Source organism: Nonomuraea sp. NPDC050394, from assembly GCF_044459065.1.
GTDB lineage: Bacteria > Actinomycetota > Actinomycetes > Streptosporangiales > Streptosporangiaceae > Nonomuraea.
This window is the reverse complement of the sequence record NZ_JBITIO010000003.1, coordinates 809,485-829,556: the sequence shown is the minus strand read 5'-3', so window position 1 is coordinate 829,556 and position 20,072 is coordinate 809,485. Positions and strand designations below refer to the sequence as shown.

Annotated in this window: 16 protein-coding genes; 5 read left to right on the top strand and 11 right to left on the bottom strand. The window is 72.0% G+C overall.

Annotated features, from left to right (window positions below; genetic code table 11):
• Window positions 1–13: 13 nt before the first annotated feature.
• Both ACIBKY_RS16830 and cydB read left to right on the top strand, forming a co-directional pair.
• A complete protein-coding gene (locus tag ACIBKY_RS16830; RefSeq protein WP_397097550.1) occupies window positions 14–1,393 on the top strand; it encodes a cytochrome ubiquinol oxidase subunit I in 1,380 nt (459 codons plus the stop codon).
• Window positions 1,394–1,402: 9 nt separating this feature from the next.
• Window positions 1,403–2,398: a cytochrome d ubiquinol oxidase subunit II gene (gene cydB / locus ACIBKY_RS16825; protein ID WP_397097549.1), complete on the top strand. Its 996-nt coding sequence runs from the start codon at window positions 1,403–1,405 to the stop codon at window positions 2,396–2,398.
• Between the two features lie 108 nt (window positions 2,399–2,506).
• On the opposite strand, the gene ACIBKY_RS16820 is transcribed toward cydB, so the two are convergent.
• From ACIBKY_RS16820 to ACIBKY_RS16805, 4 genes are all read right to left on the bottom strand, one after another.
• A complete protein-coding gene (locus tag ACIBKY_RS16820; protein WP_157245964.1) occupies window positions 2,507–2,818 on the bottom strand; it encodes a WhiB family transcriptional regulator in 312 nt (103 codons plus the stop codon).
• Between the two features lie 101 nt (window positions 2,819–2,919).
• Window positions 2,920–3,789 (bottom strand): sucrase ferredoxin, encoded by an 870-nt coding sequence (locus ACIBKY_RS16815; RefSeq protein WP_397097548.1) that lies wholly within the window; start codon window positions 3,787–3,789, stop codon window positions 2,920–2,922.
• A 159-nt stretch (window positions 3,790–3,948) separates the two neighbouring features.
• Window positions 3,949–5,406: an FAD-dependent oxidoreductase gene (locus ACIBKY_RS16810; protein ID WP_397097547.1), complete on the bottom strand. Its 1,458-nt coding sequence runs from the start codon at window positions 5,404–5,406 to the stop codon at window positions 3,949–3,951.
• The gene (locus tag ACIBKY_RS16805; protein ID WP_397097546.1) at window positions 5,399–5,899 is read right to left on the bottom strand and encodes a TetR/AcrR family transcriptional regulator; all 501 of its coding nucleotides are present in this window, start codon (window positions 5,897–5,899) and stop codon (window positions 5,399–5,401) included. Before ACIBKY_RS16805 ends, ACIBKY_RS16810 begins: the two co-directional genes overlap by 8 nt.
• 29 nt (window positions 5,900–5,928) lie before the next feature.
• Here ACIBKY_RS16805 and ACIBKY_RS16800 point away from each other — a divergent pair, with 29 nt between their 5' ends.
• On the top strand, window positions 5,929–7,485 hold the full coding sequence (locus tag ACIBKY_RS16800) for an FAD-binding oxidoreductase (protein WP_397097683.1): 1,557 nt from the start codon (window positions 5,929–5,931) through the stop codon (window positions 7,483–7,485).
• 142 nt (window positions 7,486–7,627) lie between these two features.
• Here the strand turns inward: ACIBKY_RS16800 and ACIBKY_RS16795 are convergent, their stop codons facing one another.
• The gene (locus ACIBKY_RS16795) at window positions 7,628–8,032 is read right to left on the bottom strand and encodes a hypothetical protein (protein WP_397097545.1); all 405 of its coding nucleotides are present in this window, start codon (window positions 8,030–8,032) and stop codon (window positions 7,628–7,630) included.
• A gap of 250 nt (window positions 8,033–8,282) precedes the next feature.
• Here ACIBKY_RS16795 and ACIBKY_RS16790 point away from each other — a divergent pair, with 250 nt between their 5' ends.
• Window positions 8,283–9,626: a metallophosphoesterase family protein gene (locus ACIBKY_RS16790; protein WP_397097544.1), complete on the top strand. Its 1,344-nt coding sequence runs from the start codon at window positions 8,283–8,285 to the stop codon at window positions 9,624–9,626.
• Between the two features lie 33 nt (window positions 9,627–9,659).
• Window positions 9,660–11,237, top strand: a complete 1,578-nt coding sequence (locus tag ACIBKY_RS16785) for a bifunctional 3'-5' exonuclease/DNA polymerase (RefSeq protein ID WP_397097682.1) — start codon at window positions 9,660–9,662, stop codon at window positions 11,235–11,237.
• A gap of 9 nt (window positions 11,238–11,246) precedes the next feature.
• Here ACIBKY_RS16785 and ACIBKY_RS16780 read toward each other — a convergent pair whose 3' ends face one another.
• The 6 genes from ACIBKY_RS16780 to ACIBKY_RS16755 all read right to left on the bottom strand — a co-directional run bounded on the left by ACIBKY_RS16780 (window position 11,247) and on the right by ACIBKY_RS16755 (window position 19,981).
• The gene (locus tag ACIBKY_RS16780) at window positions 11,247–12,551 is read right to left on the bottom strand and encodes an MFS transporter (RefSeq protein ID WP_397097543.1); all 1,305 of its coding nucleotides are present in this window, start codon (window positions 12,549–12,551) and stop codon (window positions 11,247–11,249) included.
• 230 nt (window positions 12,552–12,781) lie between these two features.
• A complete protein-coding gene (locus ACIBKY_RS16775; protein ID WP_397097542.1) occupies window positions 12,782–13,597 on the bottom strand; it encodes an MOSC domain-containing protein in 816 nt (271 codons plus the stop codon).
• A gap of 207 nt (window positions 13,598–13,804) precedes the next feature.
• Window positions 13,805–16,255 carry a protein kinase gene (locus ACIBKY_RS16770; protein WP_397097541.1) on the bottom strand — a complete coding sequence of 817 codons (2,451 nt, stop codon included), beginning with the start codon at window positions 16,253–16,255 and terminating at the stop codon, window positions 13,805–13,807.
• 158 nt (window positions 16,256–16,413) lie between these two features.
• Window positions 16,414–17,802 (bottom strand): DUF1116 domain-containing protein, encoded by a 1,389-nt coding sequence (locus ACIBKY_RS16765; protein WP_397097540.1) that lies wholly within the window; start codon window positions 17,800–17,802, stop codon window positions 16,414–16,416.
• Window positions 17,799–19,109 (bottom strand): FdrA family protein, encoded by a 1,311-nt coding sequence (locus ACIBKY_RS16760; RefSeq protein WP_397097539.1) that lies wholly within the window; start codon window positions 19,107–19,109, stop codon window positions 17,799–17,801. The genes ACIBKY_RS16765 and ACIBKY_RS16760 overlap by 4 nt, the downstream gene beginning before the upstream one ends.
• A complete protein-coding gene (locus tag ACIBKY_RS16755; protein WP_397097538.1) occupies window positions 19,106–19,981 on the bottom strand; it encodes a DUF2877 domain-containing protein in 876 nt (291 codons plus the stop codon). The genes ACIBKY_RS16760 and ACIBKY_RS16755 overlap by 4 nt, the downstream gene beginning before the upstream one ends.
• Between the last annotated feature and the right edge of the window lie 91 nt (window positions 19,982–20,072).

Here is a 20,072-nt window from a genome sequence, read left to right as displayed (position 1 = left end):
AGGGTGATCTTTCATGGACGCGCTGGATCTCGCACGTTGGCAGTTCGGTATCACCACGGTGTACCACTTCCTGTTCGTGCCGATCACCATAGGTATGTCGCTGCTGGTGGCGATCCTGCACACGGCGTGGGTCCGTACCGGCAAGGCGCACCATCTCCGGGCGACCAAATTCTTCGGCAAGCTCTTCCTGATCAACTTCGCCATGGGCGTCGTGACCGGGATCGTGCAGGAGTTCCAGTTCGGCATGAACTGGAGCTCCTACTCCCGCTTCGTCGGTGACATCTTCGGCGTGCCGCTGGCCCTGGAGGCCCTGCTGGCGTTCTTCCTGGAGTCCACGTTCCTCGGGCTGTGGATCTTCGGCTGGGACCGGCTGCCGAAGAAGATCCACCTGGCCTGCATCTGGGTGGTGGCGGTGGGGAGCGCGCTGTCGGCGTACTTCATCCTGGCCGCCAACTCGTTCATGCAGTGGCCGGTCGGCTACAAGCTCGGGGCCGGGCGGGCCGAGCTGACCGACTTCGGCGCCGTGCTGACCAACAAGGTCGTGCTGGCGGCGTTCCCCCACACGATCTTCGGCGCCTGGCTGTCGGGCGGGGCCGTCCTGCTGGCGGTCTCGGCCTGGCACCTGGCCCGCGGGCGCGACGCCGACGTCTTCCGCCCCACCCTCAAGCTGGGTCTTTGGACCACGCTGGTGGCCTTCGTCCTGGTCTTCTTCTCCGGCGACACGCTGGGCAAGATCATGACGGAGACGCAGCCGATGAAGATGGCCGCCGCCGAGGCGCTCTACGAGACCGCCCAGCCCGCCCCGTTCTCGTTGTTCACCATCGGCACGCTGGACGGCGGGCGGCCGATCTTCCAGCTGGAGATCCCGGGCGCGCTGTCGTACCTGGCCACGGGCTCCTTCGACGGCAAGGTGCAGGGCATCAACGACCTGCAGGCCGAGTACGAGCAGCGCTTCGGCCCCGGAGACTACCGCCCTTACATCCCGGTCACCTACTGGGGCTTCCGCCTGATGATCGGCTGCGGCGCCCTCGCGGCGCTGATCGCGCTCGTGCTCCTCTGGCTGACCAGGAAGGGCCGCCTGCCGGACAAGCGCTGGATCTGGCGGGCCGCCGCCTGGTCGGTGGTGCTGCCGGTCGCCGCGCACAGCTTCGGCTGGATCTTCACCGAGATGGGCCGCCAGCCGTGGATCGTGTTCACCCAGATGAAGACCGCAGCGGGCGTCTCACCCGCCGTCGGCGTGGGCACCGTCCTCACCTCGCTGATCGTCTTCACCCTCCTGTACGGCGCGCTCGCCGTCGTCGAACTGGGCCTGATGATCAAGTACGGCCGGCAGCCCCCGCCCCAGATCCAGGACAAACCCAAGGACGACACCACCCTGACCTTCGCCTACTAGGAGAGCCCGATGACGCTGAACGACGTCTGGTTCGTGGCCATCGCCGTCCTGTGGGTCGGCTACTTCGTCCTGGAGGGCTTCGACTTCGGCGTGGGGATGCTCCTGCCGGTGCTGCCCGCGGACCCGGCGGAACGCCGCGTGATGATCAACACGATCGGGCCCGTCTGGGACGGCAACGAGGTGTGGCTGATCACCGCGGGAGCGGCCACGTTCGCCGCCTTCCCCGAGTGGTACGCGAGCCTGTTCAGCGGCTTCTACCTGCCGCTGCTGATCATCCTGGTGGCGCTGATCCTGCGCGGGGTGGCCTTCGAGTACCGGGCCAAGCGCGACTCGGCGCGCTGGAAGGCGGGATGGGACCGCTGCATCGTGGCCGGCTCGTTCGCTCCGGCGCTGCTGTGGGGCGTGGCCTTCGCCAACATCGTGCGCGGGGTGAAGCTGGACGCCGGCCACGAGTACGCGGGGACGTTCTGGGACCTGCTCAACCCGTACGCGCTGCTGGGCGGGCTGGTGACGCTCACGCTGTTCCTCGCCCACGGCGCGATTTTCCTGTCGCTGAAGACCACGGGGGAGATCAGGCGGCGCGCCAGGTCACTGGCACTGCGCACGGGCGTGGTCGCCGCAGCGCTCGCGGTGCTGTTCCTGGGCTGGACGCAGTTCCACGGCGGGACGGTGGTGACCGCCGTGCTGGCGCTCGTGGCGGCGCTGGCGTGGCTGGCCGCGCTCGGCGCGATCGCCAGGGCGCGGGAGGGCTGGTCGTTCACCCTGTCGGCGGTGGCCATCGGGGTCGCGGTGACCAGCTTGTTCGCGGTGCTGTATCCGGACGTGCTGCCCTCGACGCTCGATCCGGCCAACAGCCTGAACGTGCGGAATGCCGCGTCCACGCCGAAGACGCTGGGCATCATGACGTGGATCGCGGTGATCTTCCTGCCGCTGGTGCTGCTCTACCAGAGCTGGACGTACTGGGTGTTCCGCCGCAGGATCGGCGTTCGTGACATTCCTGCCTGATCAGGCAGTTGTTCCGACCGGGTTCGCGGGAGCGCGCACGGGCGCGCTCCGCTCATCGGAACAACTGCGTGATCACGCGGGGAGAATCTGTGGTGCCGGTGGTGAAGTTCAGGCCGCGGAGATGCCGGCGCTGGCGGCGCGGCGCATACGACGGCGACGCTCGCTGGCGCGCTCGTCCTCGTTGAGACCGCCCCACGTGCCGTACTTCTCCGGACGGGACAGCGCGTAGTCAAGGCACTCGTTGCGGACGGGGCAGCCGCCGCAGATCGCCTTGGCCTTCCGCTCGCGTACGTCACGCTCGGGCTGCCGCTCCCCATCGGGGCCGAAGAAGAGCACGAGGTCCTCACCCCGGCACGCGGCATCATCCTGCCATCCCCAGCTGGGGCGCGGGCGGGCGAGCTGCCGACGTACCTGAGACATGAGAAAACCACCTTCGTGAGAGGTATTTCAGTAATTGAGCCGCATTGGACGCTTTCGGCGTCACTGTTCCAACGCAAGGCCTGGCCGTGATGTTCCCGTGATCAGGTAAGGGCGGGCGTGGCGTACCGCACAGGCGTGAGCCTGTCCAGCGAGACCAGCCGGTAGGTGGTGATTTTCTCGGCGCAAGCCGTACCACACGGTGCTTGGAACACCGATGGCTCAACCACAACCTGGATCCGGACGTCTCCGATGCGCACGATGGCTTCGGTGACGTCGCCGTCCGACCTGGCGGATTCCACGGCCACTCCGCCGAGTCCGCACTCTCCCGTATGGGTTCGGGCGAAGTGCTCCACGGCTTGCAGTGGCTCAGGGATGCCTGCGCGTCCCCGGAAACGGTCGAGAATCACCTCACCGGACCGGTACGCGTTCGCTGCTGCGAGCGCAGCAGCCTGAGACATGCTGCCGTAGAAAATTCCGTGTGGCAAGCACACGAGGTTGGCGGCGTACCGATCGCCACCAACGTGTGATGTTTCCCACACCCTGTCCGGCAGGAATTCCGCCAGTCCACGGGCGAGGGGTAGTCCAATGCGGGCGCAACACGCATTGCGCTTGGCGTGCGTGCAGACCAGAAATACCGGCTCGTCTTCAAGTATGCAGGACTCCGGGACCACTCCGGCCACCAGCGCGTCCAGGTCAAGATCGTCGGGACCTGCGATGACACCCCCGGCCAGCCAGGGGTTGTCGCCGATCGCATACCCGGCTAGCACACGGATCCCCTGCTCCTGCGGGCGGGTCCGGCGCCCGGGGCGGCGGATCAGCTGCGGCCTGACGCCCCGCGCCACGGCCCGCCTGATCAGCTCGGAGATTTCCGGCGGAAGCGTCCCGTCGTCGACGTGTGAGGGCCAGGCGCCGGAATACTCGATGAGCAGCCAGAGCCGCGCACCCACCGTCGCGCTGGCGAAGGTGGGCACGCCGCCGGTGTGGCACCCGTCCGGATGATCACAACCCCTGGCCACGTTCCACCCTCCCCCGACAGCAATTTAGGTAAGACTAACCTAACGCCAGGGTAGGGGTCGGCGCGGGGCCGACACGCCGATGAAAAGGATCTTCTTACCCGCGGATCAGGGCTCTCAACCCTTCAGCACGTCACGGGCGATCGGCAGTGCCGCCGCGCGGTCCTCCGGGATCAGGCCGATGCGGGTCCTGCGGTCCAGGAGGTCGTCCTCGTCGAGCGCGCCCTCGTGCTCCACCGCGAAGCGCAGCTCGCCCTTCGTGACGCCGGCACCGGCCGGCTCGGGCTCCGCCTCGGCATAGGCCCGTACGGCCCGCCCCGCCAGAACCACCTCCGTGGTGACACACGGCCCGGCGGGCAGTTTGGCCAGCCGTACCGCCCGATCCACGGCATCCTCCGCCATGCGGCGATATGTCGTCAGCTTCCCCCCGACCACCGTGACGAACCCGCCCGCGTCCAGCACGGCGTGCCGCCGCGACAGGTCGGCCGTGCGGCCCGCGCCGTCGCCTCGGGGGGCCAGGAGCGGCCTCAGGCCCGCGTAGGCGCCCGCGACCGCCTCACGGGCCACCGGAACCTCCAGGATGCCGTTCAGCACCTCCAGCAACGCCCTGATGTCGTCCTCGGGCGCCTCCGGCACGTCGGGGACCGGTCCGTCCACCGGCTCGTCGGTGAGGCCGACGTAGACGCGGCCGTCGTGCTGGGGCAGGACCAGGGCGAAGCGATTGCTCTCCCCGGGAATCGGGACATGCAGCCCGGCCCGCAGTCCCGGCAGCGTCTCATCGCGCAGGACCAGATGGGTGCCGCGCGAGGGGCGCAGCGTGACCTCCGGGTTCAGCTGCCCGGCCCACACGCCGGCCGCGTTGATCACGGCGCGGGCTTTGATCGTGAACTCCTCGCCGGTCAGCTCGTCGCGGGCCCGCGCGCCGGTCGCCGTCAGCTCCAGGGCCCTGCACCGAGTCAGGACGCGCGCGCCGTACGCCGCGGCCGTGCGCGCGATCGCCACCACGAGCCGGGCGTCGTCCTCCAGCCGTCCGTCCCAGGACAGCAGGGCGCCGCGCAGGCCGTACCCGCTCAGAACGGGAGCGGCCGCGCGGGCGCGGACGGCCGTGAGGCGGGAGGGGCCGGGCAGCAGGCGGCGCGGCGTGCGCGCGGCGGCCCGCAGCCCGTCGCCCAGGCGGTAGCCGGTCATGACCAGCGACTCCTGCCCCCTGGAGATGCCGGGGGTCAGCGGCAGCAGGTACGGATGGGCCCTGACCAGGTGGGGCGCGGTGCGGTTCAGCAGGATGCCGCGCTCGACGGCGCTCTCGTAGGCCACGCCGAGTTGAGCCTTGGCCAGGTAGCGCAGCCCGCCGTGGATCATCTTCGAGCTCCACCGCGAGGTGCCGAAGGCCAGGTCGTGCGCGTCGATCGCGGCCACCGACAGTCCGCGCGCGGCGGCGTCGAGGGCCGCGCCCGTGCCCGTCGCGCCCAGCCCGACGACCAGGACGTCAACAGTTCCCTCCGCGGTCCTGGTCAGCTCGGCCGAGCGGCGCGCGGCGTTCAGCGAGGAAGCCTCCGGCGAGGAAGATCTAGGCAAGGTAGCGCTCCAGGAGGGTCGTGAGCTCGGCGTCGAGCGCGTCGTCGCCGAGCATGGTCGGGCCGGACAGCAGGAACGACTGCGCGACCAGCAGGATCGCCCTGGCCTTCGCGCGGTCGCCGACCGCCGGTTCGAGTACGGCCAGGACCGCCTCGTGGGTGGCTCCCGTGCGCTGGAGCAGGTAGGGCAGCAGCATCTCGGGATCGGCTTCGACGATCTTGCGCAGGAGCGGGTGCGCCCGCAGCGCCCTGACGCCCTCGACCACCGCCCTGACCGGATCGCGCACGTCCAGCCCCTCGACCACCCTGACCCACTCCCTGGTCATCAGGTCGCCCACCAGGCTGCGCACGTCCGGCCAGCGCCGGTAGAGGGTCATCCGGGACACACCGGCGCGGCGGGCCACGTCGGTCAGCGTCGTGCGCCGCACGCCGTAGGCGAGCACGCACTCCCGGGCGGCGTCCAGCACACCGTCATTGTGACGAATCGACGTCATGTGTCACAGTGTAGAGCGTGAGTGAACCCATGCTCTGGTCCGGTTGGGGCGACCCCGCCAAGGCGCGCGAGCTTCCCGAGTCGGTCCGCACGCTCCTGCACGACCTGCTCGGCGTGCGCGCGCCCGCCGGGCCCGCCGCCACCCTCTCCTCGGTACGGCTGGCGCCCTCCCGCCTGCCGGAAACCGCCCTGGCCGCGCTGGGCGATATCACCGGAACCGGGCACGTCGAAACCGGCCACGAGGCGCGCGTCCGCCACGCGCGCGGCAAGTCCACGCCCGACCTGCTGCGGATGCGCGCGGGCGACGGCGCGCACGCCCCCGACGCCGTGGTCTCACCGGCCACGCACGACGAGGTGGCCGCGGTGCTGCGCGTATGCGCCGAGGCCGGGATCGCCGTCGTACCCTTCGGCGGCGGCACGTCGGTGGTCGGCGCCCTGACCCCGGCCGGCGACGGCTTCACCGCGGTCGTGGCACTCGACCTCGGCCGGATGAACCGCCTGGTCGCGGTGGACCCCGAGTCGATGATCGCCACGTTCGAGCCCGGCGTGCGCGCGCCCGAGGCCGAACGGCTCCTGGCCGGGCAGGGGCTCACGCTGGGCCACTTCCCGCAGTCCTTCGAGTACGCCACGCTCGGCGGCTTCGCCGCGGCCCGCTCCAGCGGCCAGGCGTCGGCCGGATACGGGCGCTTCGACGACATGGTCGCCGGGCTGACCCTCGCCACCCCCGCAGGGACTCTCGAACTCGGCCGGGCGCCCAAGTCGGCCGCCGGGCCCGACCTCCGCCAGCTCGTCCTGGGATCGGAGGGCGCGTTCGGCGTCATCACCTCCCTGCGGCTGCGGGTGCGGAAGGCGCCCGCGGAGAAGGCGTACGAGGGCTGGCGCTTCGCCTCCTTCGCCGAAGGCTCCGCCGCCCTGCGGACCCTGGCCCAGCGGGGCCCGCTGCCGGCCGTGCTGCGGCTGTCCGACGAGACCGAGACCATGATCGGCCTGGCCAGGCCCGACGCGATCGGCGGCGGCGACAGCGGCTGCCTGGTCATCGCCGGGTACGAGGGCACGGACGTGCGGGCGCGGGCCGAGGCGGCGGGACAGGTGCTGGCCGGGCTCGGCGGCGTCCCGCTGGGCCCGGAGCCGGGGCGGGCGTGGGAGCACGGGCGCTTCTCCGCCCCGTACCTGCGCGACTCGCTGCTCGCCGCCGGCGCCACCGTCGAGACGCTGGAGACCGCCGGGTTCTGGGCGAACCTGCCGCGCCTCTACGACGCGGTACGGCTGTCGCTGCTCGGCTCCCTGGGCTCGCCCCTGGTCATGTGCCACATCTCGCACGTCTACGAGACCGGGGCGTCCCTGTACTTCACCGTCGTCACCGCCCAGCACGGGGACCCGGTCGAGCAATGGGAGCGGGTCAAGGAGGCGGTCAGCGCGGCCATCGTCGAGGCGGGCGGGACGATCTCGCACCACCACGGCGTCGGGCGCGACCACCGCGACGCCTACGCCAGGGAGATCGGGCCGCTCGGTGTGGAGATCCTGCGCGCGGTCAAGGACCGGCTTGACCCCGCGGGCATCATGAACCCCGGCGCCCTCATCGCCTGACGGCCCTGCGCCCTCAACGGCTGACGGTCTGACGGTCTTGCGGTCTGCCGTCCTGGCGTCCTGACGGTCTTGCGTCCTGACGGTCTTGCGTCCTGACGGTCTTGCGTCCTGACGGTCTTGCGGTCTTGCGGTCTGGCGGCGTCTACCGGCGGATCTTGTCGGCTTCCGTCATCGCCTCGGCGGCTTCCGCGTGGCGCCGCAGGGCGTTGAGTATCTCGGCGAGGACGACGAGGGAGACCACGAGCGGCGCGCCGCCCGAGGAGCGGGCCAGGCCGACCGCTTCCTTCGCGAGGGGCAGCGCCCGCGCGGGGCGGCGGCGTTTGAGCAGCATGGTGGCGGCCGTGCGTAAGGAACGGGCGAGCAGGCCGGTGTGCGCCGCCGGGTCGCGGGCGGCCAGGACCCTGCTCATGGCCACCGCCTCCAGGGCGCTGCGCACCCCTGCCCGGCCCCACCTGGATCTGCTCTGGGCATAGGCCAGCAACCCTTCGACGGCCTCAGCCCCCACTGTGCCGCGCTGGATCGCATCATCGAAACCGTTACGGGCCATCCCAGCCCCCCTCGTACGGTTGACCGTTGAGCGTACACCATGCGTGTTCTCAGCGGTACGGAGAGTTCGGGGTGCGATTCCGCAAGATCGCGGCAAAGATATGGTCATGGTGGAAGTCGCGGCGGAGCGCGGAAAGCAGCAGTCGTCCCGGACATCGGAGGAAGGAGCCGGATGGCGATGTCAGCAGGTCGGCACTTATCGGGATCTGCGGCCGAACAATGACACGTTTTCCTGGCTGCATCCGCGCACTTTGTGGCGTTCCCGCAACGAGATCCTCGCCGGGCTCTTCGGAGATCCGTCCGGCAAGGTACGCCGGCGGTGGATGGAGGCGCAGCACGTCCGCGGCGTCGACCCGGACTATCGGATCACGCCGCCGGTCGGCGGCTCCTTCCAGTTCCTGATCCTGGGGGATCCGGGCGAGGGCGACGCCTCGCAGTACGCCGTGGTGCCGGGAATGCTCAAACTGGGCAAGGACACGGCCTTCACCATCATCGCCAGTGATGTCATCTATCCGACGGGTTCGGGAAACGAGTACGGGGACAAGTTCTTCCGTCCGTATCAGGCCTATGACGCTCCGATCTACGCCATTCCCGGGAACCACGACTGGTATGACGGGCTCGGCGGGTTCATGCGGGTCTTCTGTGACGCGCCCCCCTTGCGGCCCACGCCCGACCGGGGGGTGCGCGGGCTGCTGTGGCGCAAGCCGGAGAAGATCGACGAGGACCGCCTGGCCGAGGCGCGCAAGTTGCGCGGGTCGCCGGACCAGCGGTCGGTCCAGCCGGGTCCCTACTGGGTGATCGAGAGCGAGAGCCTGCTCGTCGTCGGCATCGACACCGGCATCAAGGGCGTCATCGACAAGGAGCAGGTGGCGTGGCTGCGCCGTACCTCGCTCGACCCCCGCCCCAAGATCCTGGTGACCGGCAAGCCCATCTACACCCGCAACGACTACAAGCCCTCGCCGCTGGAGGGCGGCGGGACCGTCGACGACATCGTCCGCGATCCCGCGTACCGCTACGTCGCCGCCATCGGCGGCGACGTGCACAACTACCAGCGCTACCCCGTACGCGTCGGCGACCGCGTGATCCAGTACGTCGTCACCGGCGGCGCCGGGGCCTTCATGCACGCCACGCACACGATCAGGCGCGTGGACGTGGCCGGCGTGCATGAGGACGACTTCCGCTGCTACCCGCTGCGCGGTGACTCGCTGTCGTTCTACAGCCAGCTGTACGCGCGGCGGCTGCGCATGAAGTGGCTCTACCTCACCCCGGCCGAGGCCGCCTGCATCATGGCCGACCAGATCGGCAACACGCCGGTGCGCGCCCTCGACACCACCACCGTGATCACCCGGCGGATGCGGTGGGCGGCCAGGATCCTGGGCGCGTGGCCGTGGCCGTTCCGGCTGCCGGTGGACAAGGTGTTCCACCGCTACCTGTCCGAACTGTCCGACTGGGACGAGCCGCCGTTCTTCAAGCAGTTCCTGCACCTGTCGGTGACGCCGGAGCAGCTGACCGTGCGCTGCTTCGCCGCGACCGGCTGCCTGCCCGCCGAGCAGGACCCGCCGATGGAGGACGAGGTCGTCATCGGATTGTCGTAGTGACCTGGCACTCTGGGGTGCGTGTACGCGGTGATGGCGGGGGAGGCGATCCGCACCCTCCCCGAGGAGAGCGGCTCCGCCGGGGCGGGTGCCGCGTTCCCGGAGCGCGTGGAGGCGGTGGAGCGCGGCCGTCCGCGGTGGGTGTGGGCCGACACGCGCGAGTCCTACCCGCCGCTGCTGACGGCCGGGCGCCGCGTGTCGCGCTGCCACGACATCACGCTCACCGAGAACCTGCTGCTGGCCCACGAGGGCCGCTACGGCGAGGCCCGCTCGGCCGAGGCCGCCCACGCCAGGCTGCGCGGCCTGCCGGTGCCCGACGACGGCGACGGCCCCGCCGCCAGGCAGGACACGCTGTTCGAGCCTGAGCGCAGAAGACTCGGCACGGAGGAGCTCGCCGAGGTCCTCGACGACCAGCTCAGGCGCATCGACGCCCTGCCGGAGCCCGGCCGTTTCCGCCTGCTGGTGGCCGCCGAGTCCGCGGGCGCGCTGGTCGCCGCCGAGATGGCCCACGACGGCATGCCGTGGCGGCGCGACGTCCACGACGCCCTGCTGACCGAGATGCTCGGCCCCCGCCCCGTCCACGGCATGCGCCCGGCCAAGCTGCAGGCGCTGGCCGACGAGGTGTCGGCGGCGTTCGGGCACGCGGTCAACCCCGACTCGGTGCAGCAGCTCGTCAAGGCGTTCAAGGGGGCGGGCCTGGCGATCAAGTCCACGCGCTCGTGGGAGATCAAACAGCTCGACCATCCCTCGGTACGCCCGCTGCTGGCCTACAAGGAACTGGCCCGCCTCTACTCCTTCCACGGCTGGGTCTGGGCCGACCAGTGGGTCCACGACGGCCGCTTCCGCCCCGAGTACGTCGTCGGCGGCGTCGTCTCCGGCCGCTGGGCCACCAGCGGCGGCGGCGCGCTGCAAATCCCGAAGGTCATGCGCAAGGTCGTGGTGGCCGACGAGGGCTGGACGCTCGTCGTGGCCGACGCCGCCCAGCTGGAGCCGCGGGTGCTGGCCGCGATGGCGGGCGACGTCGGGCTGGCCGCGGCGGCGGGCGAGATCGATCTCTACTCGGCCCTGGCCAAGTCGTTCGGCGGCGAGCGCGACCAGGCCAAGCTCGCCATGCTCTCCGCCATGTACGGCGGCACCAGCGGCGACGCGCCCAAGCTCCTGGCCGTGATGCGCCAGCGTTTCCCGAAGGCCTACCACTTCGTCGAGGACGCGGCCAAGGCGGGGGAGGAGGGCAAGCTGGTGCGCTCGTGGCTGGGCCGTACCTCACCGCCGCCGTCCCAGCGCTGGCGCGACCTCGTGTCCGGCCCCGACGGCGTCCGCGCCGCCCGCGACCGCGGCCGCTTCACCCGCAACTTCGTCGTCCAGGCCACCGCGGCCGAGTGGGCGCTGGCCCTGCTCGCGGTGCTGCGCGGGCGGCTGCCCGAGGCGGCGCGCCTGGTGTTCTTCCAGCACGACGAGGTGATGGTGCACTGCCCGCTGCCGCTGGCCGAGGAGGTCATGGCCGCGGTGACCGCCTCCGCCGCCGAGGCCAGCCGCCTGCTGTTCGGTCAGACGCCGGTGCGCTTCCCCATGGAGTCGGTGGCCGTGCCCGTCTACTCCGACGCCAAGTGACCCGCGCCGTCAGCGGCGGGTGGTCAGGTAGAGCCAGATCCCGGCCGCGGTGACCATGACGCCGACGACCAGGCCCAGGACGCCGTAGGACAGGACGCCCACGATGGCGCCGGCGACGACGGTGCCGGTGGCGCCGCAGATGTTCATGATCAGGTCGGACAGTCCCTGGACGGCCGGGCGGCGGTCCAGCGGCACGGACTCGGTCACCAGCGCCGAACCCGCCACCAGCCCGCACGACCAGCCGAGGCCCAGCAGGACCAGGCCGGCGGTGACCTGCCAGACGCTGTGCTGCGCGGTCCCGGCCAGCACCGCGGAGGCGAGCAGGAGCGACATGCCCAGGATGAGCACGGGCACCCGGCCCGCCTTGTCCGCCAGCCAGCCGACGACCGGCGACAGCACGTACATGCCGGCGATGTGCAGGCTGATCACCAGGCCGATGACGTCGAGGCTGGAGCCGTCGTGGTGCAGCTTCACCGGCGTCATGGACATGACCGAGACCATCGCCGTGTGGCTGATCGCGATCATGGCGAGCGCGCGCCTGGCCATGGGGGTGGTGCGCAGGGTGCGCCAGCCGTTCCGCAACGCCTTGTCCTGTACGGCGGGCGTCGCCCCCGATGCGCCTGGCGTGCCCGGCGCGCTCTGCTCGGCCGGCTCGGTCCGTTCGGCCAGTGAGCGGGCCAGTTTGAGCGGGTCGGGACGCAGACCGGCCGCCACGACCAGCCACGCGAGCGCGAAGGCCAGGGCGGAGAAGGCGAAGGGACCGGCGTTCGCGACCAGTCCCGCGGACATGCCGACGTGGTCGGCGGGCTTGGCCAGGTTCGGGCCTGCGACGGAGCCGACGGTGGCCATCCAGACCACGAGCGACAGGTGGCGGGCGGCGTGGCCCTTGGGCGACAGGTCGGTGGCGGAGTAGCGGGCGGCCAGGTTGCCCGCGCTGCCGCCGCCCACCAGCACGAGGCCGACGAGCAGAAGCGGCCAGGACTCGATGGTGATCGCCAGGACGGAGAGCGCGCATCCGGCGGTGGCGGCGACGTAGGCGAGCGAGAGGCCGGCGCGGCGGCCGCTTCTGGCGGCGGTCCTGGCGATGGGGAGGGCGAGCAGGGCGGCGCCGAGGACGGTGGCGGTACCGGCCAGGCCGCTGATGACCGTGGACCCCGAGAGCTGGTCGACCACCACCGAACTCAGCGCGAGGCCGACGGCCACACCGACGCCGCCGACGATCTGGGCGATCGACAGGACGGCGAGGGTTCGTCGCTGGATGCCGCGAACATCGGCGGGCGATGAAATGTCGCGCTTTGTTGGGGTATCGGTCACCGGTGAAGTGTCCCATACCACCGGAAAGCTGCTATTTACGGTCTGGGTGGGGTGGGTGTGGGGGATCGGTGGATGAGCGGCCGTGACGTCCTGATAGACGGGTTTGCGGGGTGAGGGTCGCTGATGGGCGGGATCGGCTGATCGGGTGTCGTCTAGACGACCTGCGAGAGCCCGTGCCGGGGGAGCTCGTGGTGCTCTTCTCCCTCATGGCGGCATGCTCGGAGCTGTAACTACAGCGGGGTGACCGGGTCGCCCAGGCTGATGTGGCCGGGGGCGTCGGGGATGAGGTTGATGCCGAACCAGACCTTGCCGTCCCATTTGCGGTGCATCGACAGGGTGCGGATGGGTTCCTTGCCCTTGGCGTAGGTGCCGGGGTCGATCGTGGTCAGGACGCAGCGGTCACAGCCCTTGGTGACGCGGAAGTCGAGGTCGCCGATGCGTACCCGCTTCCACTGGTCCTCGGCGAACGGCTTCGTCACCCCGTCCACCACCACGTTCGGACGGAAGCGGCGCATCGGGAGGGGGTCCGGGAGATCCTCGCCGCGCTCGACGGCGGTCTCGGCGATCCAGTCGTTCAGCTGGGCGAGTGAGGTCGTGGTGGTGAGATGCAGCGGGTAGCCGTCGGCCAGGCTGACCCGGTCGTCCGGCCTGCCGTACTCGGGATTGATCGGGCGGCGGGTCGGGTCGTCGAGCCACTTCAGGCGGGCCGGGCGATCCAGCAGCGCCGACAGCCAGGCGGCCGCTTCGTCGCCGCAGTCGCGCAGCTCGACGACGGTACGCACGACCGTGACGGCGGTCATCGTCGCGGCCGGCCGTACCAGGAGGGGGCCGGCGTGCGGGCCGGTCAGCGTCAGCGTGCCGCCCGCGATCTCGGCCCGGCAGGCGAGCAGCATCGGGAACTGGCGCGCGGTGATCATCTCACCACGCTCGTCCACCACCAGGTAGCGCCGGTCATCGGCCAGCCCCCACGGCTCCACCTCGGAGCTGTCGAGGTCATGTCCCTGGGTGGACTTGATCGGATAGACATGAAGTGCGTGCACCCTCATGCCCGCACGGTACAGGCCGTCGTTCCCTTCACGGTACGCCCGCCGAAATGCACGACCGAAACCCGCGACCAACCGCCAGGTGTCCCGGCATGCTTCGCCGTCCGGATCCCGGGTGGAGATCGTCGTGATCCAGACGGACCGCGAGGGGCGCCGGGGGCCGGTCGGGGCGCGCGGTGCCCGCCGGGGTGGTGCCGAGGGGTGCGCGGATCAGCTGGCGGGGCGGAAGGTGCTCAGGAAGGTGTTGCGGGTTTCGGTTTGGTCGTCCCACTTGAGCTCGGGGATGGCGAAGGTGATTTTGTAGGCGGCGGCATCGTCGATGCTGACGAAACGGGTCAGCGCGTGCATGGGGACGCCGTTGTCCAGCGCGTAGGTGTACTCCCAGTCGGCCGACTTCCAGCCGCGCCACTCCAGGGCCTGGAGCTGTACCTGGATGTAGCCCTCCACGCCGCCGTCCGCCTCCTCCTTGGACAGTTCGGCCACGCCGCCGTCCGGCTGCGGGGCCGTCTGCTGGACGGTGATCTTCATGCCCGAGTCCTTGGGGCCGGTGAACGTGGCGGCGCCGCTGGTCGTGGCGGCCTTCCACGTGCCGGGCAGGGCCGCGGTGAAGCCGGCGGCGGTGTGTTCCTTGTAGCCGTCGGGGACGCTCGCCACCGAGGGCTCCGGTGCCGTGCTCGACGACGATGTCGGAGCGCCGCTCGCTGACGTCGGCGGGGCGGGGGTGCCGCCCGAGGTCAGGAGCCAGATCGCCACCGCCGCCGCGCCCACGCCGGCCAGGGCGGTCACGATGAGGCGGGGAGTGGGGCGGCCGTCGCGCATCCAGCCGGAACCGTCGTCGGCCGGGCGCCTGCGGCTCCTGGTCAGACGTTCCGGCGCTTTCGAGTTACGGCTCGCGCCGAGGCCGCGGGACAGGTCCCTGGACTGTTCGCGCAGGTCGTCCGCGGAGGCCAGCGGCCAGGGCGCGCTGCGGACATCGCTGGTCAGCGGCAGGATCGGCTGCGGCCCCGACGCACCCCCGAACGTCGGCCGCACGGGCCCCGACGCCGGCTCCAGGGAGGGCGGCCCGGCGGGCGAGGAGACGCCACCGGACGGCGAGCGCACATCATGCGACCCGGACAACGAGTGCGGGCCGGACGGGACGCGGAGGTCGTGGGGTCCGGAGGGCGAGCGGACGTCATGCGGGCCCGACCGCGAGCGCGGGTCCTGCGGGGCGAGGGGGCCGGGCGGGCCGGACCGGGAGTGCGGGCCCGAAGGTGAGCGCGGGTCCTGCGGGGCGAGAGGGTCGTGCGGGCCCGAGAGTGAGCGCGGGTCCTGCGGGGCGAGAGGGTCGTGCGGGCCGGACTGGGGGTGCGCGGCGCGGGGGTCGTGGGGTCCCGAGGGGGAGCGGAGGTCGTGCGGGCCCGATGGTGAGCGCGGGTCGTGGGCGCCCGGCGCCGGGTGGGCAGCCGATCCGGGTGGGAGGTGGGGGAGGGGGTCCTGGGTGCCGGTGAGGGAGTCGTAGCCGCCCGCGGGGAGCGGGCCGGAGTGGCTGGTGAAGGCGTCGAAGGATCCGGGCTGCCGGATCTGCTGCGTGTGGTGGCTGCCGGACGGGCTGTCCAGGCCGTCGTAGGGCATGACGTAGCCGCCGGACGGGCTCGTCAGCGGGTCGTACGGCACGCGCACCGGCCCCGAAGGCGTCTCCACGATCCGCGACGGCATCGGCCCCGACGGCGGCTCCAGCGGAGGAAGCAGCCCGACCGGCGTCGGGTCCGCCCGGGTGGGCAGGCCGCTGGTCTCGGGGCCGCGCGGCGGCCGGGAGCCGTGGGCGTGCAGGACCTTCTCCAGCTGCTCGGCGACCTGGGCGGCGGCCATGCGCTCGGCGGGGTTCTTGCGCAGAAGGCCCTCGATGACGCCCAGCAGGGCTCCGGCCCGCTGCGGCCTGATCGGGTCCTGGGTCAGGACGGCGCCGAGGACGGCGATGGCGTCGGGCCCCTCGTACGGCGGGTGGCCTTCGACGGCCGCGTACAGCGTTGCGCCGAACGACCACAGGTCGGCCGCCTGCGTGATGGGCTGGCCGGACAGCCGCTCCGGCGGGATATAGGCCGGCGAGCCCATGAGCAGCCCGGTCTGGGTGATGGTGACGTCGCCCTCGATGGCGGCGATGCCGAAGTCGGTCAGGACGACCCGGTCGGAGGTCAGCAGCACGTTGCCGGGTTTGACGTCGCGGTGCAGGATTCCGGCGGCGTGCGCGTGCCGCAGCGCGTCGAGGACCCGGACGCCGATCTCGGCGGCCTGGATGACGGGCAGGGGGCCGCTCTGCCGTACGGCCTGCTCCAGTGACCACGCGCGGACCAGTTCCATGACGATCCACGGCCGCCCGTCCTCCTCCACGACGTCGTGGACGGTGACGATGCCGGGGTGGGTGAGGCGCGCGGCGGAGCGGGCCTCGCGCAGCATGCGGCGGTTGGCGACCTGGGTGCCGGAGTGGTCGAGGCCGTAGGGGAGGATCAGCTCCTTGACCGCGACGGCGCGGTCGAGCAGCACGTCATGGGCGTGCCACACCATGCCCATGCCGCCGCGCCCCACCGGCGACATCAGGCGATAGCGCCGGCCGATCAGTCGGCCCTGGCTCTGCGGAACGCCCTCGGCGCCTGGCCCGCTGAGCACGCGGTCGGCTGACATCTCCCGCCCCCATCTCCAGCCTCATCGGTAACACGATACTTCTAGATTATGAGGTTCGACACGATATAGGCAGTTGATTGACGAACGGAAGTTGAACGCTGATATATCGTGCAAAAGTGCTGTCTGACCTGCGAAAATGTGTTGTTTGAATGGATCACTTACTGAATTGCGGCCCGCTTGGTCAATGCCGCCAGCGCTTTGGTGAACGCCTCGGCCGGAGGGCTCACCAGCCCCGCCCCCACCTGCCCCGTCCCCGCCACGCGGCCCGCGATCCCGGTGTTGACCACCGGCAGCACACCGGTCCTGGCCACGAGCGTGACGTCGATGCCCACCGGCGTCCCGCGGAACCCCAGACCCGGGATCTGGTAGGCGGGATGCTCGGCCAGCGTGATCTCGTACATGGACCGGGTGGCCGCCACCGCGTCCCCCACCTCGCCGCCCACGAAGCGCACGATCGCCGGGGCCGCCGCCATCGCGAAGCCGCCCAGGCCCGCCGTCTCCGTGATCGTCGAGTCGCCGATGTCCGGGTTGGCGTCGGCGGGGCCGTACGCGCCGAGGTAGAGGCCGTCGGGCACCCCCGCGGGACCCGTGAACCACCGCGAGCCCAGCCCCGAGACCTGCACGCCGAAGTCGGTGCCGTTGCGCGCCATCGCCACCACCAGCGACGAGCCGGGGATGTCACGCGCGGCGTCCGTGCTCGCCTTGGCGGCGGCCATCGCCGCGTTGAGAAAGAAGTGGTCGTTGCCGCCGGCGAAGCGCAGCACCTCGGCCGCCGTGCCCGGGGCCGCCTCGACCAGGGCCGGGGCCAGCTCGCGCAGCAGCAGGGACGTGGCGGCGCGGTTGCGGTTGTGGAGCTCGTCGCCCATCTGCAGTGCCTGCGCGATCAGCGCGCCCAGGTCGATCGGCCCGCTCACCCGCAGCGCTGCCGCCAGCGCCGGGCCCAGCACTCCGTCCATCCAGCGCAGCCGGTCGAGCACCTCGGGTCCGTAGGCGCCGTAGCGCAGGACCTTGCCCAGGCCCTCGTTGAGCGAGCAGTACGCGGCGCCGCCGTGCTCCTCGTCGCGCACCTCGAACATCCACATCGACGGGCTGACCACGCCCGCCATGGGACCGACCGCGCGGTGGTGGTGACAGGGTTCGAGCGCGATCCGGCCCTCGGCCAGCAGACCGGCCGCCTCGCCTTCGCCGTCGGCCCAGCCCTCCAGCAGCGTCGCGCCGATCAGGGCGCCGCGCATCGGCCCCGACGCCCGGTCCCAGGTGATGGGCGGGCCGGCGTGCAGGAACGTACGCGCCGGGAGGTCGAGCGCCTCCGCGGCCCGCCGTACCCCGGCCAGGTGGGGGCGCGCGGTGGTCAGGCGGCGCACGGCCCGCTCGTTGGCGGCGGCGCGGCGCGGATCGGCCAGCACCCGCGTCAGCGCGTCGGAGGTGCCGGGCAGCGGCGGCCGCCACGCGACCGCGGTCCGCGGCACCGCCTGCGCGTCGAGGGCCTCGCCCAGAAGCTCGGCGCCGACCGTGATCACCCGTGGCGGGCCGGACAGAAGGCTCACAGCAGGCTCCTGGCGTGCCGGGCGGCCTGGGCGTTGGAGGTGAAGACGGCGGCGCCTGTCTCGCGGAAGGCGGCGGCCTGCCTGCGCAGGTCCTGCGGGTCGCCCTCGCTGCCGATCAGCGCCACGACGACCGTGGCGGGGCAGCGGGCCACCGCGTGCGCGTACGAGGCGGCGGGATCGGGGTCGGCCCCGTGGCCGAGCACGACGTCCATCAGCACCACGTCCCCCTCCGCGACCGCGGCCAGCGCCTCCAGCCGCAGCGTCGGGTCGATCATCGGATGGGGCCGGCCACGCGTGTAGGCGTCGTCCCCGTAGTCGACGAACTCGCCGGTTCCCGCCACGCCCTTGGCCTCGGCGCAGAGCGTCCCGCCCGAGTAGATGCCGCGCAGCGTGCCGGTGGCCGTCCTGCCCGCCCACGCGGGCCAGGCGGGCCACTCGGGCACCGCCCGCCCCAGTTCCTTGAGGACGCGTTCGGCCGTGGCCGTCAGATCCGCCGACGCCTCCACGAACCTCTTCGCCGGTACGGCCGGCCGTACCGCGGGCTGCTTGGAGACCAGCACGATCAGCTCGGTGGCCGGATCCTCGTCCAGCATCGCGATCGCCCGGTTGGCCGAGCGCCCGCCGACCTCCGGCGACAGGTCCCGCCCGCCGACGCCCAGCACGTGGCTGACGCCGACCCCGGCCAGGTCCAGAAGGCACGACAACTGCTGGGCGCCGGTGCCGGAGGCGGCCACGATGCCCACGGGACCGGGCCGCAGGACGTTCGCGAAGCCCAGGCCCACCCCGGCGATCACCGCGGTGCCGCAGTCGGGCCCCATGACCAGCACGCCCTTCTCCGCGGCCAGATCCTTCAGGGCGACCTCCTGCTCAAGCGGCACGCCGTCGCTGAACACCATGACCGGCAGCCCCGCCTCGACGGCGTCCACCGCCTCCGCGAACGCGTGCTCGCCCGGCACCGACACCAGCACCACCCCGGCCCCGGTACGGCGGGCGGCCGACCGGGTGGTGAGCGGCGGCTGGTCACTTTCGACGGCGGCGGCGAGCGGGGCGTGCGCGGACAGGAGCGCGTCGAGCTCGGCGTGGGCGGCCACGGCGCGCTCGCCCCTGACCGCGACCAGCAGGTCGGCGGGGTCGGCGGCGGGCAGCTCGAAGCCCAGGTCGCGGGCCAGGTCGAGGTTGAGCGGCGTGGCCATGGCGACCACGGCCACCTCCACGCCTTCAAGCTCGGACAGGGATTTGCTGATGCGCATCAGCGTGACCGAGTCGCGGTAGACGCCCTTGCGCAGGACCACCTCGTCCGTGCTCACCTGGCACCCGCCAGCGCGGGCGGCACCGGGTCGGCGGCCAGCGCGCGGACGGCCGCCAGCCCGATCCCGACGCCCTGGGCCAGGTCGGCGCCCGAGGTGTGGCCCAGGCGGCACAGCCTGGACACGGCCGGTTCCAGAGCGCCTCGGCCGGTCAGCGCCCGCAGGACCCCGGTCACCTCCGGGCACGACTCGCCACGCGCCGCGCAGTGCAGCAGCGTCGCGGACAGCGGCGTGGTCCTGGTGCGGACGTCGTAGGTCACGGTCGCGGCCAGCCAGCCGGCCAGCCAGACCGCCCGCTCCACTCCGGCGGCCTTCCCCAGGTGGCGCAGGGTCACCAGCAGCCCGGCCAGGACGTCGTCGCCGCTCGGCGTGAGCCCGGGGCCGAGGCCCATCAGCTGCTCGGCGGCGGTCACGACACCGAGCAGCCGGCCCCGGCCGCAGGACTGGGCCAGCAGTTCTATCGCCTGGTGACCGGCCAGGCCGGGTGCCGGGCCTACCGGATCCAGGGATACGGCCAGCCGTACCGGATCGACGGGCGCGAGCGGCGGCGCGGGGTCCCACCAGCGGCGGGCGCGCAGGCTGAGACGGCCGAGCTCGATCGTGCCCTCACCCACCGACGCGTCGTCACCCACCGTGACGTGCGGCAGGTCGGCGGCGAGCAGGACCGAGTTGGGCAGGCGGGTCGCCTCGCCGGTGATGATCGCGATCACCGACGGCTCCAGGTCGGTCCTGACCTCGAGATAGATACCGGCCGGGAAAGCGGCGAGCACGCGGGCGCGGCGTCGCGGCGACTCCAGGACCGGGCGCACGGCGGCGCTGGCCGCACCGGTCACATGGGTGCGGGCGCGCCTGGGATGTGTACTGACCGTCACCGGGCCTCCCTTCCGACCTTGGACCTGACCGTAGAACGGCCCCACGACACCCCGTACGGAGAAATTTGCCAACAGTGACGGAGAAGGTTGG